13 protein-coding genes are annotated in these 20,655 nt (G+C 71.5%); 8 read left to right on the forward strand and 5 right to left on the reverse strand.

Annotated features, from left to right (window positions below; genetic code table 11):
- Positions 1-45 precede the first annotated feature (45 nt).
- The 4 genes from RBJ77_RS21140 (at position 46) to holA (ending at position 5,678) form a co-directional block, all read left to right on the forward strand.
- Positions 46-2,925 (forward strand): ComEC/Rec2 family competence protein, encoded by a 2,880-nt coding sequence (locus RBJ77_RS21140; protein WP_372346480.1) that lies wholly within the window; start codon positions 46-48, stop codon positions 2,923-2,925.
- Between the two features lie 366 nt (positions 2,926-3,291).
- Positions 3,292-4,173 carry a YceI family protein gene (locus tag RBJ77_RS21145; protein WP_372346481.1) on the forward strand — a complete coding sequence of 294 codons (882 nt, stop codon included), beginning with the start codon at positions 3,292-3,294 and terminating at the stop codon, positions 4,171-4,173.
- A 41-nt stretch (positions 4,174-4,214) separates the two neighbouring features.
- A complete protein-coding gene (locus tag RBJ77_RS21150; RefSeq protein ID WP_255975688.1) occupies positions 4,215-4,460 on the forward strand; it encodes a hypothetical protein in 246 nt (81 codons plus the stop codon).
- A 228-nt stretch (positions 4,461-4,688) separates the two neighbouring features.
- On the forward strand, positions 4,689-5,678 hold the full coding sequence (gene holA, locus RBJ77_RS21155) for a DNA polymerase III subunit delta (RefSeq protein ID WP_255975690.1): 990 nt from the start codon (positions 4,689-4,691) through the stop codon (positions 5,676-5,678).
- 364 nt (positions 5,679-6,042) lie between these two features.
- Here the strand turns inward: holA and rpsT are convergent, their stop codons facing one another.
- Complete coding sequence (rpsT, locus tag RBJ77_RS21160; protein ID WP_255975692.1) at positions 6,043-6,309, reverse strand: 30S ribosomal protein S20; 267 nt, start codon at positions 6,307-6,309, stop codon at positions 6,043-6,045.
- Positions 6,310-6,545: 236 nt separating this feature from the next.
- Here rpsT and lepA point away from each other — a divergent pair, with 236 nt between their 5' ends.
- Together lepA and RBJ77_RS21170 are read left to right on the forward strand one after the other, a co-directional pair.
- Complete coding sequence (lepA, locus tag RBJ77_RS21165; RefSeq protein WP_372346482.1) at positions 6,546-8,411, forward strand: translation elongation factor 4; 1,866 nt, start codon at positions 6,546-6,548, stop codon at positions 8,409-8,411.
- Between the two features lie 264 nt (positions 8,412-8,675).
- Positions 8,676-10,565 carry a long-chain fatty acid--CoA ligase gene (locus tag RBJ77_RS21170; RefSeq protein WP_372346483.1) on the forward strand — a complete coding sequence of 630 codons (1,890 nt, stop codon included), beginning with the start codon at positions 8,676-8,678 and terminating at the stop codon, positions 10,563-10,565.
- 20 nt (positions 10,566-10,585) lie between these two features.
- On the opposite strand, the gene RBJ77_RS21175 is transcribed toward RBJ77_RS21170, so the two are convergent.
- Both RBJ77_RS21175 and RBJ77_RS21180 read right to left on the reverse strand, forming a co-directional pair.
- Positions 10,586-11,167 (reverse strand): two-component system response regulator, encoded by a 582-nt coding sequence (locus RBJ77_RS21175; RefSeq protein WP_255975698.1) that lies wholly within the window; start codon positions 11,165-11,167, stop codon positions 10,586-10,588.
- A 12-nt stretch (positions 11,168-11,179) separates the two neighbouring features.
- The gene (locus RBJ77_RS21180; protein ID WP_372346493.1) at positions 11,180-15,298 is read right to left on the reverse strand and encodes a HAMP domain-containing protein; all 4,119 of its coding nucleotides are present in this window, start codon (positions 15,296-15,298) and stop codon (positions 11,180-11,182) included.
- A gap of 195 nt (positions 15,299-15,493) precedes the next feature.
- On the opposite strand from RBJ77_RS21180, the gene RBJ77_RS21185 reads away from it, so the two are divergent.
- The gene (locus RBJ77_RS21185) at positions 15,494-17,476 is read left to right on the forward strand and encodes a SpoIIE family protein phosphatase (RefSeq protein WP_372346484.1); all 1,983 of its coding nucleotides are present in this window, start codon (positions 15,494-15,496) and stop codon (positions 17,474-17,476) included.
- Positions 17,477-17,597: 121 nt separating this feature from the next.
- Complete coding sequence (gene hemW / locus RBJ77_RS21190; protein ID WP_372346485.1) at positions 17,598-18,830, forward strand: radical SAM family heme chaperone HemW; 1,233 nt, start codon at positions 17,598-17,600, stop codon at positions 18,828-18,830.
- A gap of 68 nt (positions 18,831-18,898) precedes the next feature.
- Here the strand turns inward: hemW and RBJ77_RS21195 are convergent, their stop codons facing one another.
- A complete protein-coding gene (locus RBJ77_RS21195; protein ID WP_372346486.1) occupies positions 18,899-19,777 on the reverse strand; it encodes a DUF3097 domain-containing protein in 879 nt (292 codons plus the stop codon).
- A gap of 34 nt (positions 19,778-19,811) precedes the next feature.
- Positions 19,812-20,543: an MBL fold metallo-hydrolase gene (locus RBJ77_RS21200; RefSeq protein WP_372346487.1), complete on the reverse strand. Its 732-nt coding sequence runs from the start codon at positions 20,541-20,543 to the stop codon at positions 19,812-19,814.
- Positions 20,544-20,655 lie beyond the last annotated feature (112 nt).

Consider the following 20,655-nt stretch of genomic DNA (forward strand, 5'->3'; position numbering starts at 1 on the left):
GCGACTCGTACGCCCATGACTCGTACGCCCGTGACTCATTCGCCTATGACTCGTACGGCCGCGAGGGGAGGGCGAGTTGACCCCTCCGGCGACGATCCGGCGGCGACCGTGGGGCGGCTCGGCGACGCGGATCCGCGCCAAGAGGGCCCGCTGGACCTGAGGTTGGTGCCGCCCGCGCTCGCGGCCTGGGTGACGGCGGCGGTGACGTTGTCGGCGCCGGTGAGGTGGACCGTGGCTGTGGTGGTGGTCTGCTCGGCGGTGGGGGCGGGGTTGTTGGGCCTGGCCAGGGCGGGCCCAAGACGTGTGGTACGCGCCGGTACCGGTGTCCTGCTGCTCTGTGTCGCCGCGTCGGCGGCCTCCGCGGGCCTGCACGGGGCCGATCTGCGCAGGGGCCCGGTGCCGGGCCTCGCCGCGCAGTACGCCCGGGTGGGCGTGGAGTTGGAGGTCACCTCCGATCCCCGGCTCACCCGGCCGAGGATCAAGGGCGATCACGCGGCGCCGACCGCCGTGCTGATCGAGGCGGACGTGGTGCGGGTGACCGCGTCGGGCGGTGGGCGGGAGTGGCGGACGCGGACGCCGGTGCTGGTCATCGTCGACGTGCCGCGTGAGGCCAGGGACTCCGGGAGTACGGGTGGCCCCGGGAGTACGGGTGGCTCCGGGAGTACTGGTGGCCGCGGGAGTACCGGTGGCCCCGGGAGTACCGGTGGCTCCGAGGGCAAGAGTGGCACCGGGAGCACCAGCGACTCCGAGGGCACCAATGGCACCGGGAACACCGAGGGCGCCAGTGGCGCCGGCGCGGCCGATGTCTCCGGGCGCGGACGTGGGCCGTGGTTGGCCCTGTTGCCGACCACGCGGTTGTGGGTCCGTGGCGGGCTCGCGCCGTCGCTCGGGGGCGGTGACCGGGTCGCGGCCGTGCTGCGGGTCGCAGAGGGGGTGCGGCCGCGCGTGGTGGGTGCGCCGAGCGGGCCGCAGCGGCTGGCCGGGAGCTTGCGCGCGGGGCTGCGGGAAGCGACGCAGGGGCTGCCCGCGGACGCGCGGGCGCTGCTGCCGGGACTGGTCGTCGGCGACACGGCCCGCGTCACACCGGAACTGCACGACGCGTTCCAGGAGACCGACCTGCTGCACCTGATGGCGGTCAGCGGCGCCAACTTCACGATTCTGCTGGCCCTGTTGATCGGACCGCCGGGCACCGCGCACCGCGTCGAGCGGCGCGGGCTCGCGCCCCGCATCGGCCTGTCGCTGAGGACGACCGCGGTGCTCGGCGGGATGCTGACGCTGGGGTTCGTGGTCGTGTGCAGACCCGAGCCCAGTGTGCTGCGGGCGGCGTCGTGCGGACTGATCGCGCTGCTCGCCATCGCCACCGGGAGACGCAGATCCCTGATCCCGGCGCTGGCGACCGCGGTCCTGTTGCTGGTCCTGTACGACCCCTGGATGGCGCGGAGTTACGGGTTCCTGCTGTCGGTGCTCGCCACCGGCGCGCTGTTGACCCTGGCCCCACGGTGGAGCGCCGCGCTGCGCGGACGAGGGGTTCCCGGGCGGCTCGCGGAGGCGCTCGGGGCGGCCGCGGCCGCGCAGGCCGTGTGCGCGCCCGTCGTCGCCGTCCTTGCGGCGCGGGTGAGTCTGGTGGCGGTGCCGTGCAATCTGCTCGCGGAGTTCGCCGTCGCGCCGGCGACCGTGCTCGGGTTCGCGGCACTGGCGGCGGCGCCGGTGGCGATGCCCGTGGCGGAGCTGCTGGCGTGGTGCGCGAGTTGGCCCGCCGGGTGGATCGCGGACATCGCCAGGACCGGGGCCGCGCTGCCGGGCAGCGGGGTGGACTGGCCCGGCGGCTGGCGCGGGGGAGCGCTGCTCGCGGTCGGCACCGTGGTCGTCGTCGTGGTGGGCCGCCGGGTGCTCGGATCGCCGTGGGTCAGCGGGCTCTGCGCGGTGCTGCTGCTCCTGGTGGTCGTGCAGCCGCCGCCGCTCGCCCGGGTGATCACCGGCTGGCCGCCGCCGGGCTGGCGCCTGGTCGTGTGTGACGTGGGGCAGGGGGACGCGCTCGTGCTCGCGGCCGGCGCGGGGACCGGGGTCGTGGTGGACGCGGGGCCCGATCCGATCCTCGTCGACCGGTGCCTGCGGTCGCTGGGCGTGACGCGGGTGCCGCTGGTGCTGCTCACGCGCTTCCACGCGGACCACGTGGCGGGTCTCTCCGGGGTGCTGAGGGGACGGTCCGTCGGGGCGATCGAGACGACCGGGTTCCCGGAGCCGGCGGACCAGGCCGCGCTCGTCCGGCGGCTCGCGGCGGCGCACGGGGTGCCGGTGGTCCGGGCGAGGGCCGGGGAGCGGCGCAGGGCGGGGCCGCTCGACTGGCGGGTGCTGTGGCCGCCGCCCGGCCCGGCACCGGCCCCGGACGGCCCGAACGACGCGAGCGTCACCCTGCTCGTGCGGGTGGCCGGGCTGACGATGCTGCTGCTCGGCGACCTCGAACCGGCGGCGCAGCGGGCCCTGTTGAGAACCGGGCCGGGGGCCGGCCTGCCCCCGGTGGACGTGCTCAAGGTCGCCCACCACGGGTCGGCGTACCAGGACCCGGAGCTGCTGCGGCGGGCCGCGCCCCGCCTGGCGCTGATCTCCTGCGGGGCGGACAACCCGTACGGGCACCCGGCACCGCGCACGGTTGCGGCGCTGCGGGCCGGGGGCGCGGCGGTGCTGCGAACGGACCGGGACGGCGCGATCGCGGTCGTCGGCGGGGGCGGGCGACGGGACGGTGCGGCGAAGGGCGGTCAGGGGCGGGACGGAGGCGGATCGGACACAGGTGGATCGGACACAGATGGATCGGACGGAGGCGGATCGGACGGAGGCGGATCGGACGGAGGCGGATTGAACGGAGGCGGATTGAACGGAGACGGAGGGGGCGGAGACGGATTGGGGGTGGCGCATTTCGATCGCTGATCGGTCGCTGATCGGCCGCTGTGGGCACGGGCCGGGTGCCGTGTAGGGAGACGGCCGTGGCGCGGGCGGTGCCGCGCGTGGCCGTCCGTGGTGGTGCACGGGCTGTGCGTGACGGGATTCGGTGGCCGTCGCCCGACCGGTCGGCGGACCGTGTCGGAGTTGTTGCTACCCGTGAGTAGAAATGCCTCTGAGCTGGCCAAACGCTAACCGGAAGGATGAATTCGGTGCGGTCGTGGGCAGGGTCGCACCTACCGTTCCATTCCCGCGATGTGGGCTCGTGTTGCCTCGAAAGCCGCAACGGTGGTCGAATGCTTCTTCGTTCAAGTAGCAATGACAGCCGTCAAGGCGCACTGGGGTGGGTAGTTCATGTTCGGCCGCTGGCTGGGAAACCGTACGAACCGGGCTCAACGGACAAGTCCCCTGGCGGCGGTGGCGGTGCCACCCAGCGCGGGGGTGCTCAGCTGCCGCGTCCTCGATCCCGTCAACGAACCGGTGCGGGGCGCCGAGTTCGCGGTGAGCGACGCGATGGGGCGCAAGGTGGTGAGCGGGGGCACCGACCCGTTCGGCTCGTTCATGGCGGCGGTGCCCGCCGGTGACTACCGGCTCGCCGTCTCGGCGGAGGGGTACGCGCCGTACCGGGGCAGCGCCACCGTCACCGAGAGCGGGCACGCTCCGCTCGGTGACGTGACGCTCCAGGTCGCTCCGCCGCCGCAGCTGCCGCAGCCGGGCGACTGGGAGATCGAGCCGATGCACTCCTCGATCGCGTTCACGGCACGGCACATCGGGCTCGCCCGGATCCACGGCAGGTTCAACACCTTCGCGGGGGCCCTGCGCGTCGCCGAGCGCATCGAGCAGTCCGCGATGCACGTCGTCATCGACGCCTCGTCCATCGACACGAACGTGAAGATGCGCGACGACCACCTCAGGTCGGCGGACTTCCTCGACGTCGAGCGCTTCCCGACGCTGGAGTTCTACAGCGAGCGGTTCGTGCACAAGGGCGGCAGCCGCTGGGCGATCACCGGGGCGCTCTCGCTGCACGGCGTGACGCGCACGGTCACCCTGGACGCGGAGTACCTGGGCCTGGGCAACGGCATGGAGGGCGAGACCCGCGCCGCCTGCCGCGCCACCGTCGAGCTGCACCGCGACGACTTCACCGTCAGCTGGCAGACCATGCTGGCGCGCGGCATCGCCGTGGTCGGCTCCAGCGTCAGGATCGATCTCGACGTGCAGATCGTGCCGAAGGACTGACCCCGTGCGGTCCCGCCGCCGACGTGCACGAAAATGGTGTCGTGAGCGATGTGAGACACGTACTGGTGCTGCCCGACCGTGACGCCGCGGAGGAGGCCGCCGAGGCGCTCGGGGAGCGTTTCCGGGTGACCGAGGAGCCCCAGCTCGTACGGGACGCCCTGGCGGGTGAGGACGACGCCGAGGACGCGCAGTGGCTGCTGGTCGTCGAGGACCCGGAGGGCCGGCTCGACGCCAAGGAGCTGGACGCGTTCGCGGGCGAGTGGGACGGGTGGCGCGAGGAGCCCTAGGGCCTGTCGTCACACTCCCGTCTGCCCCGCGGTGTCTGGTACGCACGCTCGCCGCGTTGCCGAAAGGCCCGGGTAGCTCCGCTACCAGGGCCTTCCGGCGCCTTGCGATCGCACGCACCAGACGCCGCGGGGCCGCCCTTCGGGCGACGACGGGAGTGTGACGACAGGCCCTAGAGGCCGGGGCGACCGGGGCCGGGTTGTCAGTGGTGCGTGGGATGCTTGTCCGCGATGGCCAGGAAGACTGCAAACGACGATCCACTCGCCCCTCTCACCGTCGCGGTGGGCCAGGAGGACCTGCTGCTCGACCGCGCGGTGCAGCAGGTGGTGGCGGCCGCGCGCGCGGCCGACGCGGACACCGATGTGCGCGATCTGAGCCCCGACCAGCTGCAGCCGGGCACGCTCGCCGAGCTGACGAGCCCGTCGCTGTTCGCCGAGCGCAAGGTCGTCGTCGTGCGCAATGCGCAGGACCTGTCGGCGGACACCGTCAAGGACGTCAAGGCGTACCTCGGCTCGCCCGTCGAGGAGATCACGCTGGTGCTGCTGCACGCCGGCGGTGCCAAGGGCAAGGGGCTGCTCGACGCGGCCCGCAAGGCGGGGGCCCGGGAGGTCGCCTGCCCCAAGATGACCAAGCCGGCGGACCGGCTGTCGTTCGTGCGCGGCGAGTTCCGCACGCTCGGGCGGTCCGCCACGCCCGAGGCGTGCCAGGCGCTGGTGGACTCCATCGGGAGCGATCTGCGGGAGCTGGCGTCCGCCGCGGCCCAGCTCACCGCCGACGTCGAGGGGACCATCGACGAGGCCGTCGTCGGCCGGTACTACACGGGGCGGGCCGAGGCGTCCAGCTTCACCGTGGCCGACCGGGCCGTGGAGGGGCGGGCCGCCGAGGCGCTGGAGGCGTTGCGGTGGTCGCTCGCGACCGGGGTCGCGCCGGTGCTGATCACCAGTGCGCTGGCTCAGGGGGTGCGGGCCATCGGGAAGCTGTCGTCCGCGCGCGGGGGGCGGCCGGCGGATCTCGCTCGGGAGCTGGGGATGCCGCCGTGGAAGATTGATCGGGTGCGGCAGCAGATGCGGGGGTGGACTCCGGACGGGGTCTCCGTCGCGTTGCGGGCCGTGGCCGAGGCGGATGCCGGGGTCAAGGGTGGGGGGGACGATCCTGAGTACGCCTTGGAGAAGGCGGTCGTCGCCGTTGCTCGGGCTGCCCGGGCGCAGGGGCGGGCGTAGGGGAGTCTCGCCCCCGCCGCCCTTTCCCGTCCCGTCCCTGGGGGCTGCGCCCCCAGACCCCCCTGTCGGCCTCCGGCCTCGTCCTCAAGCGCCGGACGGGCTGGAGAGTAGCGACCCTCGTCCTCAAACGCCGGACGGGCTGGGAAGCCGGACCTAGCGAAGCCTGAAGAGACCGAAGCCCCGACAGCGCGGGACCCGGACAGACCGAAGCCCCGCCTCGGATTCGTCGAGGCGGGGCTTCGGGTTACGCATCACTTGAGCCGCACCCGCGTGGCGAACGCAGTCGCGTGCGGCTCGGGGTGCCGGTCGGGGGCGGATGAGAGAGGGCCCGCCCGGGTCCCACCGGCGTCAAATCAGGTCAGGTTCAGGCCTTGAGGGCAGCGACCTTGGAAGCAAGCGCCGACTTCTTGTTGGCGGCCTGGTTCTTGTGGATGACGCCCTTCGAGACGGCCTTGTCGAGCTGACGCGCGGCAGCGCGCTGAGCCTCGACGGCCTTCTCGACGTCACCCGCGGCAGCGGCCTCGCGGGCCTTGCGGATCGCGGTCTTCAGGGAGGACTTGACGGCCTTGTTGCGCAGCCGAGCCTTCTCGTTGGTCTTGATCCGCTTGATCTGGGACTTGATGTTCGCCACGAAATGAGCCTTTGCAGGTTCAGGCACGGGGCCGGTGAAGGTCCCGTACCGGTGATTTTCACTGAGTGTGTGCCTCGCGCTGAGAGGGCATGAGACACAGCTGCCCACGGTACCAGCCGTACTCCCACCGGCCCAAACCGTGCCCAGCCCCCGGTCCGTGGGACCATGGAAGCTACGTATCGATCCCAACCGAGGCCGACCTGAGGCAAACGGCGCCTCAAGAGACAGGACCCTGCGTGCCCGCGACCCCTAACAATGTGCCCGAGCCGAGCCGTACCGACCCGGCTCTGATCCGCAACTTCTGCATCATCGCGCACATCGACCACGGCAAGTCCACGCTCGCCGACCGGATGCTCCAGCTGACCGGAGTGGTCGAGCAGCGGCAGATGCGTGCTCAGTACCTCGACCGGATGGACATCGAGCGTGAGCGCGGTATCACGATCAAGTCCCAGGCCGTGCGTCTGCCGTGGGCCCCGACCCACGACAAGAGCAATACGCACATCCTGAACATGATCGACACCCCGGGCCACGTGGACTTCACGTACGAGGTCTCGCGCTCGCTCGCCGCGTGCGAGGGGACGATCCTGCTCGTCGACGCCGCCCAGGGCATCGAGGCCCAGACCCTCGCCAACCTGTACCTGGCGATGGAGAACGACCTCACGATCATCCCGGTCCTCAACAAGATCGACCTGCCGGCGGCCCAGCCCGAGAAGTTCTCCGAGGAGCTGGCGAACCTCGTCGGCTGCCAGCCCGAGGACGTGCTCAAGGTCTCCGCGAAGACCGGCATGGGCGTCGAGACGCTGCTCGACAAGGTCGTCGCCGAGATCCCGAACCCGGTCGGCGTGAAGGACGCGCCCGCCCGCGCGATGATCTTCGACTCGGTCTACGACTCGTACCGCGGCGTCGTCACGTACGTCCGTGTCATCGACGGCCAGCTCAACAAGCGCGAGCGGATCCGGATGATGTCGACCGGCGCCACGCACGAGCTGCTGGAGATCGGGACGAACTCGCCCGAGATGCTGCCGGCCGACGGCCTCGGCGTCGGTGAGGTGGGCTACCTCATCACCGGTGTGAAGGACGTCCGCCAGTCCAAGGTCGGTGACACGATCACCTCCCTGCACAACGGCGCGACGGAGGCCCTCGGCGGCTACAAGGACCCGAAGCCGATGGTCTTCTCGGGTCTGTATCCGCTGGACGGCTCGGACTACCCCGAGCTGCGCGACGCCCTCGACAAGCTGCAGCTCAACGACGCGGCGCTGGTCTACGAGCCGGAGACCTCGGCCGCCCTCGGCTTCGGTTTCCGCGTCGGCTTCCTCGGCCTGCTGCACCTCGACGTGATCCGCGAGCGCCTGGAGCGCGAGTTCGGGCTCGACCTGATCGCCACCGCGCCGAACGTGGTCTACCGCGTCGACATGGAGGACGGCACCGAGCACGTCGTCACGAACCCGAGCGAGTTCCCCGAGGGGAAGATCGACAAGGTCTACGAGCCGGTCGTCCGCGCCACCATCCTCGCCCCGTCCGAGTTCATCGGGTCGATCATGGAGCTGTGCCAGACCCGGCGCGGCGTGCTGCTCGGCATGGACTACCTGTCGGAGGACCGGGTCGAGATCCGGTACACGCTGCCGCTCGCCGAGATCGTCTTCGACTTCTTCGACCAGCTGAAGTCCAAGACGCGCGGCTACGCCTCGCTCGACTACGAGCCCACCGGCGAGCAGACCGCGCACCTGGTCAAGGTCGACATCCTGCTGCACGGCGACAAGGTCGACGCCTTCTCCGCCATCACGCACCGCGACCAGGCCTACGCCTACGGCGTCCGGCTCGTCGCCAAGCTGCGCGAGCTGATCCCGCGGCAGGCCTTCGAGGTCCCGATCCAGGCCGCGATCGGCTCCCGGGTCATCGCCCGCGAGACCATCCGCGCCATCCGCAAGGACGTCCTCGCCAAGTGCTACGGCGGTGACATCTCCCGTAAGCGGAAGCTGCTGGAGAAGCAGAAGGAGGGCAAGAAGCGCATGAAGATGGTCGGCTCCGTCGAGGTGCCGCAGGAAGCCTTCATCGCGGTCCTGTCCAGCGACGACAGCGGGGGCGGCAAGAGCAAGAAGTAACGCTCCGCACCGAACGAGTGGTGGGCCCGGCACGCACATGCGTGGCGGGCCCACCGCTTTTGTGTGGGCCCTGTGTGGGCGGAGGCTCCTGGGGCGGCCCGGTCGAAGTTGAGTGCCGGAGCCTCTTACGCGGCGGGCGAGTGACCCTTACCCTGATCACTGCTTGCTAGTTACTCGCCAGTTAAACAAGCTGCGATTCAACAAGCCCCGTATGACCAAGCCGCCTAGGAACAAGCCGCACTGTCGCGGGCCCCGGAGGACGTCGTGAGCGACACCCAGACCCTGATCGAGAACCGTCCGCCCTCCGTGGCGTCTCTCTTCCTGGAGCGCGTCGCGGCCACGCCGGATGCCGAGGCCTACCGGTATCCAGTGCCCGTGACCTCCGGTGAAGGGCCCGACGACTGGAAGTCGCTGAGCTGGGCGCAGGCCGCGCAGCGCGTCTACTCCATCGCCGCCGGACTCGTCGAGCTCGGCGTGCAGCCGGAGGAGCGGGTCGCGCTCGCCGCCTCGACGCGGGTCGAGTGGATCCTCGCCGACCTCGGCATCATGTGCGCGGGCGCCGCGACCACCACGGTCTACCCGCAGACCAACGCGGAGGAGTCGGCGTTCATCCTGGCCGACTCCGAGTCCAAGGTGCTCGTCGCCGAGGACGCCGCGCAGCTCGCCAAGGCGCGCGAGCGGCGGGCCGAGCTGCCCGAGCTGCGCCACGTGGTCGTGATCGACGCGACCGGCGTGGAGCCGGACGCCGCCGACCCCGACGGCTGGCTGCTCACTCTTGAGGACCTGGAGGCCCGCGGCGCCGCCCACCTGGAGAAGAATCCGGACGTCGTCAAGGACCGCGTCGGGGCGATCCAGAAGGACCAGCTCGCCACCCTCATCTACACCTCCGGCACGACCGGGCGGCCCAAGGGCGTGCGGCTGCCGCACGACAACTGGTCGTACATGGCCAGGGCCATCGCCTCGACCGGCCTCGTCGGCCCGGACGACGTGCAGTACCTGTGGCTGCCGCTCGCGCACGTCTTCGGCAAGGTGCTGACCAGCGGCCAGATCGAGGTCGGGCACGTCACCGCGGTCGACGGCCGCGTCGACAAGATCATCGAGAACCTGCCGGTCGTGCAGCCCACGTACATGGCCGCCGTGCCGCGCATCTTCGAGAAGGTCTACAACGGCGTCGCCGCGAAGGCGCGCGCCGGCGGCAACGCCAAGTACAAGATCTTCCAGTGGGCGGCCGGTGTCGCGCGCGAGTACGCGAAGGTCAGCCAGGACAACTTCCGCAGGACCGGCGTGGCCTCGGTGCCCTTCGGTCTCGCGTCCAAGCACAAGGTCGCCGACGCGCTCGTGTACAGCAAGCTGCGGGAGGCGTTCGGCGGGCGGCTGCGGGCCTGCGTGTCCGGTTCGGCCGCGCTCGCGCCCGAGATCGGCTACTTCTTCGCCGGCGCCGGCGTCCACATCCTGGAGGGCTACGGGCTGACCGAGTCCAGCGCCGCCTCGTTCGTGAACCCCGGCGAGGCGTACCGGACCGGCACGGTCGGCAAGCCGCTGCCCGGCACCGAGGTGCGGATCGCGGACGACGGCGAGATCCTGCTGCGCGGCCCCGGCATCATGGAGGGCTACCACGGGCTGCCCGAGAAGACCGCCGAGGTGCTGGAGAGCGACGGCTGGTTCCACACCGGCGACATCGGCGAGCTGTCCGTCGACGGGTACCTGCGGATCACCGACCGCAAGAAGGACCTGATCAAGACCTCCGGCGGCAAGTACATCGCGCCCGCCGAGGTCGAGGGCCAGTTCAAGGCCGTGTGCCCGTACGTCTCCAACATCCTGGTGCACGGCGCCGACCGGAACTTCTGCACCGCCCTCATCGCGCTCGACGAGCCCGCCATCCTCGACTGGGCCAAGGAGAACGGACTCGACGGCAAGACGTACGCCGACGTCGTGGCCGCCCCCGCGACCGTGCAGCTCATCGAGGGCTACGTGAAGGAGCTCAACCAGGGACTCCAGCGCTGGCAGACCATCAAGAAGTTCAAGCTGCTGCCCCGTGACCTCGACATCGAGCACGGCGAGCTGACGCCCAGCCTCAAGCTGAAGCGTCCCGTCGTCGAGCGCGCCTACAAGGGGCTGCTCGACGAGATGTACTCCGGGACGCGGGAGGGCTGAGGCCCGCACGACGAGGCGCCCTAGGGGCGTCTCATCGTCCGAAGCGTTTCCTCCATCTGCGAGATGTCATGGCGCAGAGCCCGGACCTCGGGGTTCGGGTTCTGCCCCAGCTCGCGCTCGATCGACGTCATCCGGGCCGTCAGCGCGTCGAACTGCTGCTGCTCGCGGGCCAGCAGCCGCTCCAGCTGCTGGTTCTTGCGGTGCAGATCGAGGAAGACCGTCACCTTGGCGCGCAGCACCCAGGGGTCGAAGGGCTTGGTCAGATAGTCGGCGGCACCGGTCGCGTAGCCGCGGAAGGCATAGCCGGCGTCCGCGTCCGTTCCGGTCAGGAAGATGATCGGCGTGTCCTTCGTCTGGTCCAGGCGCTTGATGTTCGTCGCCGTCTCGAAGCCGTCCATGCCCGGCATCCGGATGTCCAGGAGGACGACGGCGAACCGGCGACGCAGCAGCGCCTTCATGGCCTCCTCGCCCGAACGGGCCCGCACCAGTGGCTCGTTGAGCGATCCCAGGACGGCCTCCAGGGCGACCAGGTTGTCCTCCATGTCGTCGACCAGGAGGATGCTGGCCCGATCCGTTGAACTGGACTCTGCAGTAGTGGTCATGGTGACGGTGCCTCACTCGATCGTCGGTGGGGCGACGGGTTCTCCCTCGTTCTCCCGTGGTCCCGATTCGGCGGGTTCGCCCTCGGTGGTGACGTCGTCGGTCGTGACGTCGCCGTCCTCGGGCGTCGCCGCGGCCGAGGGGGCCAGCAGATCGCAGACCACGGTCAGCAGCTGGTCGACGTCCACCGGCTTCGGCACGTAGTCGTTGGCGCCCTTGGCGATCGACTTCTCGCGGTCGCCCGGCATCGCCTTCGCGGTGAGCGCCACGATGGGCAGCCCGGCCCAGCGCGGCGTCTTGCGGATGACGGAGATGGTCTCGTACCCGTCCATCTCCGGCATCATGATGTCCATCAGGACGAGCTCGATGTCCGGACTGCGGTCCAGCGTCTCGATGCCCTCCCGCCCGTTCTCCGCGTACAGGACGGGCATGCCGACCCGGCCCAGTACGTGCGTGAGGGCGAACACGTTGCGGATGTCGTCGTCGACGATCAGGACGCGGCGGCCCGGCAGCACCTCTCCCGCGAGGCCGGTCTTCCACTGCTCCAGCTTCGTCGGCGTCGGCCAGTTGTCCTCCTGCTCATGGATCGTGTACGAGTCCGGGGACTGGTCCTGCTGCGCCGGGAGGAGGGGTGCCTGGTCCGGCAGCCGCACGGCGTCCGCCGCGTCCGGCGCCTGCTCGTGGCCGGGGTAGACCACGGGGACGTACAGCGTGAACGTGGAGCCCTCGCCCGGCTCGCTCTCGGCGACGATGCGGCCGCCGAGCAGACCCGCGATCTCCCGGCTGATGGACAGGCCGAGGCCTGTGCCGCCGTACTTGCGGTTGGTGGTGCCGTCGGCCTGCTGGAACGCCTCGAAGATCACCGGGAGTTTGTCGCGGGCGATGCCGATGCCGGTGTCGGAGACGGCGAAGGCGATCAGGTCGTCGGTCTCGCGGACGAACTGGTGCTCCGGGTCCTTGATCCGCTTGACCCGCAGCTCGACCTTGCCGTTCGCGGTGAACTTGATCGCGTTCGACAGGAGGTTGCGCAGGATCTGCTGGAGGCGCTGCTCGTCGGAGAACACCTCGCGCGGCACGTCCTCGCCGACCGACACCTCGAAGGCGAGCCCGCGGTCGAGGGTGATGGGCCGGAACGTCGCGTGGACGTAGTCGAGGAGCTTGATGAGGGGGAGCTTCTTGGGCCGGACGTCCATCCGGCCGGCCTCGATCTTCGACAGGTCCAGGATGTCGTTGATCAGCTGGAGCAGGTCCGAGCCCGAGCGGTGGATCGTCGTCGCGAACTGGACCTCCTGGTCGTTCAGGTGCCCGTCCGGGTTGTCGGAGAGCAGCCGGGCCAGGATGAGCAGCGAGTTGAGCGGGGTGCGCAGCTCGTGCGACATGTTCGCCAGGAACTCCGACTTGTACTGGGACGAGGTCGCGAGCAGGGCGGCCTTCTCCTCCAGTTCGGCGTTCGACCGCTGCAACTCCGCCTGCTGGCGCTGGAGTTCGTCCGATCGTTCCTGCAACTGCGTGGCGAGCCGCTGCGACTCGCCGAGCAGGGACTCCGTGCGGGAGTTGGCGATGATGGTGTTGATCGCGACGCCGATCGTGTTGACGAACTGGTCGAAGAACGCCAGGTGGACGTCGGAGAAGCGGGAGAACGACGCCAGCTCGATGACGCCGAGGAGCTTGTCCTCGAAGAGGATCGGGATGATGACGACGGAGGCCGGCGCGGCTTCGCCGAGCCCGCTGTTGATCTTGATGTAGTCCGGCGGGGCCTCCTCCACCAGGATCCGCTTCTTCTCCAGGGCCGCCTGCCGCACCAGTCCGTGGACCGGCATCCCGCCGGTGTCGACGACGAGGGCCGCCGCCGAGCCGTAGCCCGCGATGTACGCGAGCCCCTTGGTGGGGATGGTCGTCCGGATCGGGGTGTCGTCCTCGTCGGGCTCGGCGAGGAAGAAGGCGCCGTACTGGGCGTTCACCAGCGGCGTCAGCTCGCGCAGGATCAGGTCGGCGACCTCCATCAGGTCGCGGTGGCCCTGCATGAGCGCTGCCAGACGGGCCAGGTTCGACTCCAGCCAGTCCTTCGCGCGGGTCGTCTCGCGGAGGTTGGCCACCATCAGGTTGATGTTGTCCTTCAGCTCCGCGACCTCGCCCTGCGTCTCCACCGTGATGGAGCGGGACATGTCGCCCGAGGTCACCGCGGAGGCCACCTCGGCGATGGCGCGGACCTGCGTGGTCAGGTTCGACGCCAGCTCGTTCACGTTCGTCGTCAGGCGCTTCCAGGTGCCGTACACACCCTCGACCCGGGCCTGGCCGCCGAGTTGGCCCTCGGAACCCACCTCGCGGGCCACACGCGTCACCTCGGAGGAGAACGAGGAGAGCGTGTCGACCATCGTGTTGATCGTCGTCTTCAGTTCGAGGATCTCGCCGCGCGCGTCGACGTCGATCTTCTTGGACAGGTCGCCCTGGGCCACCGCGGTGGCGACCTGCGCGATGTTGCGCACTTGGGAAGTCAGGTTGTCCGCCATGTAGTTGACGTTGTCGGTCAGGTCCTTCCAGACGCCCGACACGCCGTGCACGGTTGCACGCCCGCCGAGGCGGCCGTCGGTGCCCACCTCGCGGGCCACGCGGGTCACCTCGTCGGCGAAGCCCCGCAGCTGCTCCACCATCGTGTTGACGGTGTCCTTCAGCTCCAGGATCTCGCCGCGCGCGTCGACCGAGATCTTCTTGGACAGGTCGCCCTGCGCCACCGCCGTCGTCACCTGCGCGATGTTGCGCACCTGCGACGTCAGGTTCGACGCCATGAAGTTCACGTTCGCCGTGAGGTCGTTCCACACGCCGGCGACGCCGCGGACCTGCGCCTGACCGCCCAGGTTGCCCTCGGTGCCGACCTCGCGGGCCACGCGCGTGACCTCGTCGGCGAAGGCCGAGAGCTGGTCGACCATCGTGTTGATCGTCGACTTGAGTTCGAGGATCTCGCCCTTCGCCTCGACCGTGATCTTCTTGCCGAGGTCGCCCTGTGCCACCGCCGTCGACACGAGCGCGATGTTGCGGACCTGGGACGTCAGGTTGTCCGCCATGAAGTTGACGTTGTCGGTGAGGTCCTTCCAGACGCCGGAGACGCCGCGGACCTGGGCGCGGCCGCCGAGCTGGCCCTCGGTGCCGACCTCGCGGGCCACACGGGTCACCTCGTCGGCGAACGCGGAGAGCTGGTCGACCATCGTGTTGATCGTCGACTTGAGTTCGAGGATCTCGCCCTGCGCGTCGACCGTGATCTTCTGGCTCAGGTCGCCGTTGGCCACGGCCGTCGTGACCTGCGCGATGTTGCGGACCTGGGACGTCAGGTTCGACGCCATGAAGTTGACGTTGTCGGTGAGGTCCTTCCAGACGCCGGAGACGCCGCGGACCTGGGCGCGGCCGCCGAGCTGGCCCTCGGTGCCGACCTCGCGGGCCACACGCGTCACCTCGTCGGCGAACGCGGAGAGCTGGTCGACCATCGTGTTCACGGTCAGCTTCAGTTCGAGCAGCTCGCCCGTCGCCTCGATCGTGACCGTACGGGTCAGGTCGCCCCGCGCCACCGCCGTCGTCACCAGCGCGATGTCCCGCACCTGCGCGGTGAGGCGCGACGCCATCGTGTTGACCGCCTCGGTCACGTCACGCCAACTGCCCGACAGACCCTGCGCCTTGGCACGGCCGCCGAGCCGCCCCTCGGTGCCGACCTCGCGGGCCACCCGGGTGACCTCGCCGGTGAACAGCGAGAGCTGGTCCACCATCTTGTTGACCGCGCGCCCCAGTCTGCGCAGGTCTCCCCGGAGCTGGCGGTTGCCGTCGTGCAGGTCGACGCGCTGCGTCAGATCGCCGCCGGCCACCGCGTCCAGCACGCGGGTGGCGTTGGCCGCCGGGGCGACCAGGGCACCGATGATGGTGTTCACGTCGTTGATGCGGGTGGCCCACGCGCCCTGGCCGGGGCTCGCCTCGAGTCTCTCGTCGAGACGGCCGTGCCGGACGATCTCCCGGCGGACCCGCGTCAGTTCCCCGCTGTAATGGGTGTTGCGGTCGATCAACTGGTTGAAGACCGCGCCGAGCTCGCCCAGCAGTCCGTCCGACGTGTCGGTGACGTGGGTGAAGTTCCCGTCGCGGGCAGCCGTCATCGCGGCGAGGAGCGGTCGGAGGTCGGCCGGGCGGATGGTGTCGTCGCCCTCGAGTCCGTCCTGAGGCACACGCATAGCACTGTTCTCACTCATAGCGGCCCACTTCGGTAACTCGATGCTTATGGGCGTGGTCAGTCTGTCACTCTGTCCATGTCGCCTGAGGCGTAAATGCCCGAACTGCTCAGGAGCCGAACCGTGGGGTCCATTCCTATTCAGCGGGAGACCACCTCCCGCGCCGGGGAACCGCCGGACCACCCGCACGGGGGACCGGTCGTGGCCCGCACGTCGCTGCCCGGAAACCCGCTGGCCCCGGCCGCCGCCCGGCGCTTCGTCAAGGCCGCGTTCGCCGAGTGGACCGAACTGGAGCTGCCCGTCGCCGCCACGCTCTGCGACCGGCTCATCGACGACGCCGTCGTCGTGCTCAGCGAACTCGTCACGAACGCCGTCGTGCACGCCGGCACCAGCGTCGAGCTGCTCTGCCGGATGGAGGAGGCCGCCCCCGACGGCACGCCCGCCGGTCTCGTCGTCGAGGTCACCGACCACCACCCGGCGCGCGCCGTCCGCAACGACCGGGCCCAGCGCACCCCCGAGACCCCCGAGTACGGCCGCGGCCTCCAACTCGTCGCGTCCCTCGCCGATTCGTGGGGCATCACGTACCGCCCCGGCACCAAGACGGTGTGGGCCCGGCTGCCCGCCGACGCCCCCGGCCCCGCGGCCGACGCCGCCGGCGAGGACGGAGCGCAGCCGGGTGCGCGCGCCCTGCAGCGCGGCCTGCGCGCCGCCGAACTGCTCGCGCCGGTGCCCAGACGCGCACCCCAGGACCGGGACTGGATCAACCGCGGCGCGCTCTCCTTCCTCGCCGAGGCGTCCGACCTGCTCGCCGGCCAGCTCGACGAGGACATGGTCGCCGCCCTCGTCGGCCAGCTCCTCGTCCCACGGCTCGCCGACTGGTGCGCGGTCTGGTTCTACGACGAGGAGGGCCGCGGCCTCCCGGGCGCCTTCGACCACGATCCGCGCGGCACCGAGGGACCGGTGCAGGCGCCGCGCCTCGCCCGGGTCTGGCACACCCACGAGAACCGCACCGAGGACCTCCGCCGGATCCTGGAGAAGGAGCCGCCGCGGCTGCCCGACTCCGTGCGTTCCGCCGCCTTCCCGGTGCCCTGGCCCTTCGAGGCGCGGGGCGGCGCCGGCCTGGAGGACTCCGGCGCCGCGCTCGCCTACCGGCTGTCCGCGGGCGGCCGCACCCTCGGCATCCTGCTCATCGGGCGGACCGGCCTGGTCCGGTTCCCCGACGAGGTCACCGGGCTCGTCGAGGACTTCAGCCGCCGCGTCGCCCTCGCGGTGAGCGCGGCCCGCCGCTTCACCCGGCAGGCCACCATCAGCCGCATCCTGCAGCGCGGTCTGCTGCCCACCTCCATCGCCGAGATCCCCGGCATGAAGACCGCCCTCGTCTACGAGCCGAAGGAGGCGGGCGGCCCCGGCGGCGACTTCTACGACGTGTTCCCGGCGGGCGACGGACGCTGGTGCTTCGCCCTCGGCGACGTCCAGGGCAAGGGCCCGGAGGCGGCCGTCGTCATCGGCCTCGCCCGGCCCTGGCTGCGGCTCCTGGCCCGCGAGGGCTACCCGGTCGCCCAGGTCCTCGACCGGCTCAACCGGCTGCTGCTCGACGACGCGACCGAGGCCGCCGACGCCGCGGCCCGCGCCCTCGCCGCGGCGGGCGGTCAGGGCGTTCCGCCGGAAGGTTCCAGCTCCCGCTTCCTGTCGCTCCTCTACGGCGAGCTGACGCCCTATGACGACGGGTCCGGGGGCGGGGCAGGGGTGTGCTGCACGCTCGCCTCAGCCGGGCATCCGCTGCCGCTGCTGATGCGGCCGGGCGGCGAGGTCGTGGCGGCGGCCGCGCCGCAGGTGCTGCTCGGCGTCGTCGACGACCCGGACTACACCAGCGAGACCTTCGAGCTGCGCACCGGCGACACCCTGCTCTGCGTCACCGACGGGGTGACCGAGCGCCGCTCGGGACACCACCAGTTCGACGACGGCGACGGGCTGGCGCAGGCCCTCGCCGGGTGCGCGGGACTCACCGCGCCGCTGCTCGCGGAGCGCATCCGGCGCCTGGTGCACGCCTTCGCGGACAGCCCGCCGGACGACGATCTGGCGCTGCTCGTGCTCCAGGCGGAGTGACCGGCGAGGCGACCGGCGAGGAGGCCGGTCCAGCGGTCGGCGGGTGACCGGCGAGGTGGCCGGGCGGGCGGTCGGTGGGTGACCGGCGCGGCGGGTTTCCCGGAGGCGGGACAATGGGGGCATGCCTTCCGTACTTCCCGACGGCGAGCCCGTGCCCGACGACGGCTCGCTCCCGGCCTCCGCGCTCGCCGCGGCCGGCGACCGCCCCCTCGGCTTCTACCTGCACGTCCCGTACTGCGCCACGCGCTGCGGGTACTGCGACTTCAACACGTACACGGCGACCGAGCTGCGCGGCAGCGGAGGCGTGCTCGCCTCCCGCGACAACTACGCGGACACCCTGACCGACGAGATCAGGCTCGCCCGGAAGGTGCTCGGCGACGACCCGCGCCCGGTGCGCACCGTCTTCGTCGGCGGCGGCACGCCGACGCTGCTGCCCGCCGCCGACCTCGTCCGGATGCTGGGGGCGATCCGGGACGAGTTCGGGCTCGCGGACGACGCCGAGGTGACCACCGAGGCCAATCCGGAGTCCGTCGACCCGGCGTACCTGGCGGAGCTGCGGGCCGGCGGCTTCAACCGGGTGTCGTTCGGGATGCAGAGCGCCCGGCAGCACGTCCTGAAGGTGCTCGACCGCACGCACACGCCCGGCCGGCCCGAGGCGTGCGTCGCGGAGGCCAGGGCCGCCGGGTTCGAGCACGTGAACCTGGACCTGATCTACGGCACGCCGGGGGAGACGGACGACGACTGGCGGGCCTCGCTGGACGCGGCGATCGGCGCCGGGCCCGACCACGTCAGCGCGTACGCCCTGATCGTCGAGGAGGGCACGCAGCTCGCGCGGCGGATCCGCCGGGGCGAGGTGCCGATGACCGACGACGACGTGCACGCCGACCGCTATCTGATCGCCGACGAGGTCTTCGCCGCGGCCGGGTTCGACTGGTACGAGGTGTCGAACTGGGCCACGTCCGAGGCCGCCCGCTGCCTGCACAACGAGCTGTACTGGCGCGGGGCCGACTGGTGGGGGGCCGGGCCGGGGGCGCACTCGCACGTGGGCGGGGTGCGGTGGTGGAACGTGAAGCACCCCGGGGCGTACGCGGCGGCCCTCGCGGAGGGGCGGTCGCCCGGGGCCGGCCGTGAGGTGCTCGCGGAGGAGGACCGGCGGGTCGAGCGGATCCTGCTGGAGCTGCGGCTGAAGGACGGGTGCCCGCTGTCGTTGCTGAAACCGGCCGGGCTGGCGGCGGCGCGCAAGGCGCTGGCGGACGGGCTGCTGGAGGGCGGGCCCTTCGGGGCGGGGCGGGCCGTGCTGACCCTGCGCGGGCGGCTGCTGGCGGACGGGGTCGTGCGCGACCTGGTGGACTGAGCCGGACTGAGCCGCACCGGGGCGGGCGCCGGTCGTGGCGCTCGCCCCGTGCCGTCGGCCGGGCGGGTCTACGGGGCCGGGGCCGTGACGAAGTCGATCAACTCCTCGACGCGGCCGAGGAGTTCGGGCTCCAGGTCCTTGTACGAGCGGACCCGCGACAGGATGTGCTGCCACGCCTCGCCGGTGTTCGCCACGCGCCAGCCCAGCGCCCGGCACACGCCCGTCTTCCAGTCCTGGCCGTGCGGGACGCGGGGCCAGGCGTCGATGCCCACCGACGACGGCTTCACCGCCTCCCAGATGTCGATGTACGGGTGGCCCACGATCAGCGCGTGCCCGCTCGTCACCGACCGTGCGATCTTCCACTCCTTGGTGCCGGGCACCAGGTGGTCGACGAGGACGCCGAGGCGCGCGTCGGGGCCCGGCGCGAACTCCGCCACGATCGCCGGGAGGTCGTCCACGCCCTCCAGGAACTCCACGGCCACGCCCTCGATGCGCAGGTCGTCGCCCCAGACCCGCTCGATGAGCTCGGCGTCGTGCTTGCCCTCCACGTAGATCCGGCCCGCCCGCGCCACCCGGGCGCGGGCACCCGGCACCGCCACCGAACCGGACGCGGTGCGTGTGGGGCGCACCGGCGCCGCTCCCGTGGGCCGGACGAGCGTGACGACCTTGCCCTCCAGGAGGAATCCGCGCGGCTCCATCGGGAACACCCGGTGCTTGCCGAAGCGGTCCTCCAGGGTCACGGTCGGCCCCTGCGCCGACTTCTCGACGCGCACGACCGCACCGCAGAAGCCCGTCGTGACCTCCTCCACGACGAGGTCGTGCTCGGCGGGGACCTCCGGGGCGGGCTTGTTCCGCTTCCAGGGAGGGGTCAGATCGGCTGAGTACAGACGACGCTGCGGGCCCGAAGGGCCCTCGGAGGGGTGGTGGCGGGAGACGGGTGGGCGCATTGGGCCGACGATATGAGGGGTGCGCGGGACTGGGCTACGACACGCCGGAAAGGGCTGCCAGTGTGGCGCGCTGCGCACGGACGAACTCCGCATTCACCACCGAACCGTGCCCCGGCACGTAGACCGCGTCCTCGCCGCCGAGCGACAGGAGCCGGTCGAGCGCCGCCGGCCAGCGGCGCGGCGCCGCGTCCGAACCCGCCTGCGGTTCGCCCGACTCCTCCACCAGGTCGCCGCAGAAGACGATCTCCGGCCGGCCCGGGACCAGGACCACCAGATCGTGGCCGCTGTGCGCGGGGCCCAGGTTCGCGAGCAGCACCTGCAGGCCGCCGCCCAGGTCGAGCGTCCACTCGCCGCACACCCGGTGGTGCGGGGTGACCAGCAGGTCGGTGGCCTCGGCCGCCCGCTCCGGGTCGATGCCGTGCCGCACGGCGGTGGCGCAGATCTCCTCGCTGCCGTGCGCGAAGACGGCGTCGATGCCCACGGCCCCGTACACCTCGACGCCGGCGAACGCCGCCGTGCCGAGGACGTGGTCGAAGTGCGGGTGGGTCAGAGCGACGTGCGTCACCCTTGCGTGTGCTCCCAGCAGGCGCCGGGTGTCCGCGCGCAGCCGGGCGCCTTCACCGAGTGAGGATCCGGTGTCGATCAGCAGCGCCGCGCCGTCCCCCACCACAAGGCCGGTCGTGCAGTCCCAGCCGGGCAGCCGGATCCGCCCCACGTTCGGAGCCAGTTCCTCCCAACCCGTCCCTGCCCAGTCGATACGTTCCATGAGCCCGACGCTAGCGCCCTTGCCGGGGCCGTACCCACCGGCCGTACACTGAGCCGGGGACCATTGGCACTCACCGTCGGCGAGTGCCAGACGAACCGCAGGAGACCGCAGA

The organism is Streptomyces sp. KL116D (assembly GCF_030766975.1).
GTDB lineage: Bacteria > Actinomycetota > Actinomycetes > Streptomycetales > Streptomycetaceae > Streptomyces > Streptomyces longispororuber_A.

Coding starts and splice junctions, on each gene's coding strand:
- hemW (WP_372346485.1), top strand. CDS start 17,598: ATGCCTTCCGTACTTCCCGACGGCGAGCCCGTGCCCGACGACGGCTCG.
- holA (WP_255975690.1), top strand. CDS start 4,689: ATGGCCAGGAAGACTGCAAACGACGATCCACTCGCCCCTCTCACCGTC.
- RBJ77_RS21175 (WP_255975698.1), bottom strand. CDS start 11,167: ATGACCACTACTGCAGAGTCCAGTTCAACGGATCGGGCCAGCATCCTC.
- RBJ77_RS21140 (WP_372346480.1), top strand. CDS start 46: ATGACTCGTACGGCCGCGAGGGGAGGGCGAGTTGACCCCTCCGGCGAC.
- RBJ77_RS21180 (WP_372346493.1), bottom strand. CDS start 15,298: ATGACGGCTGCCCGCGACGGGAACTTCACCCACGTCACCGACACGTCG.
- RBJ77_RS21195 (WP_372346486.1), bottom strand. CDS start 19,777: ATGCGCCCACCCGTCTCCCGCCACCACCCCTCCGAGGGCCCTTCGGGC.
- RBJ77_RS21200 (WP_372346487.1), bottom strand. CDS start 20,543: ATGGAACGTATCGACTGGGCAGGGACGGGTTGGGAGGAACTGGCTCCG.
- RBJ77_RS21145 (WP_372346481.1), top strand. CDS start 3,292: ATGTTCGGCCGCTGGCTGGGAAACCGTACGAACCGGGCTCAACGGACA.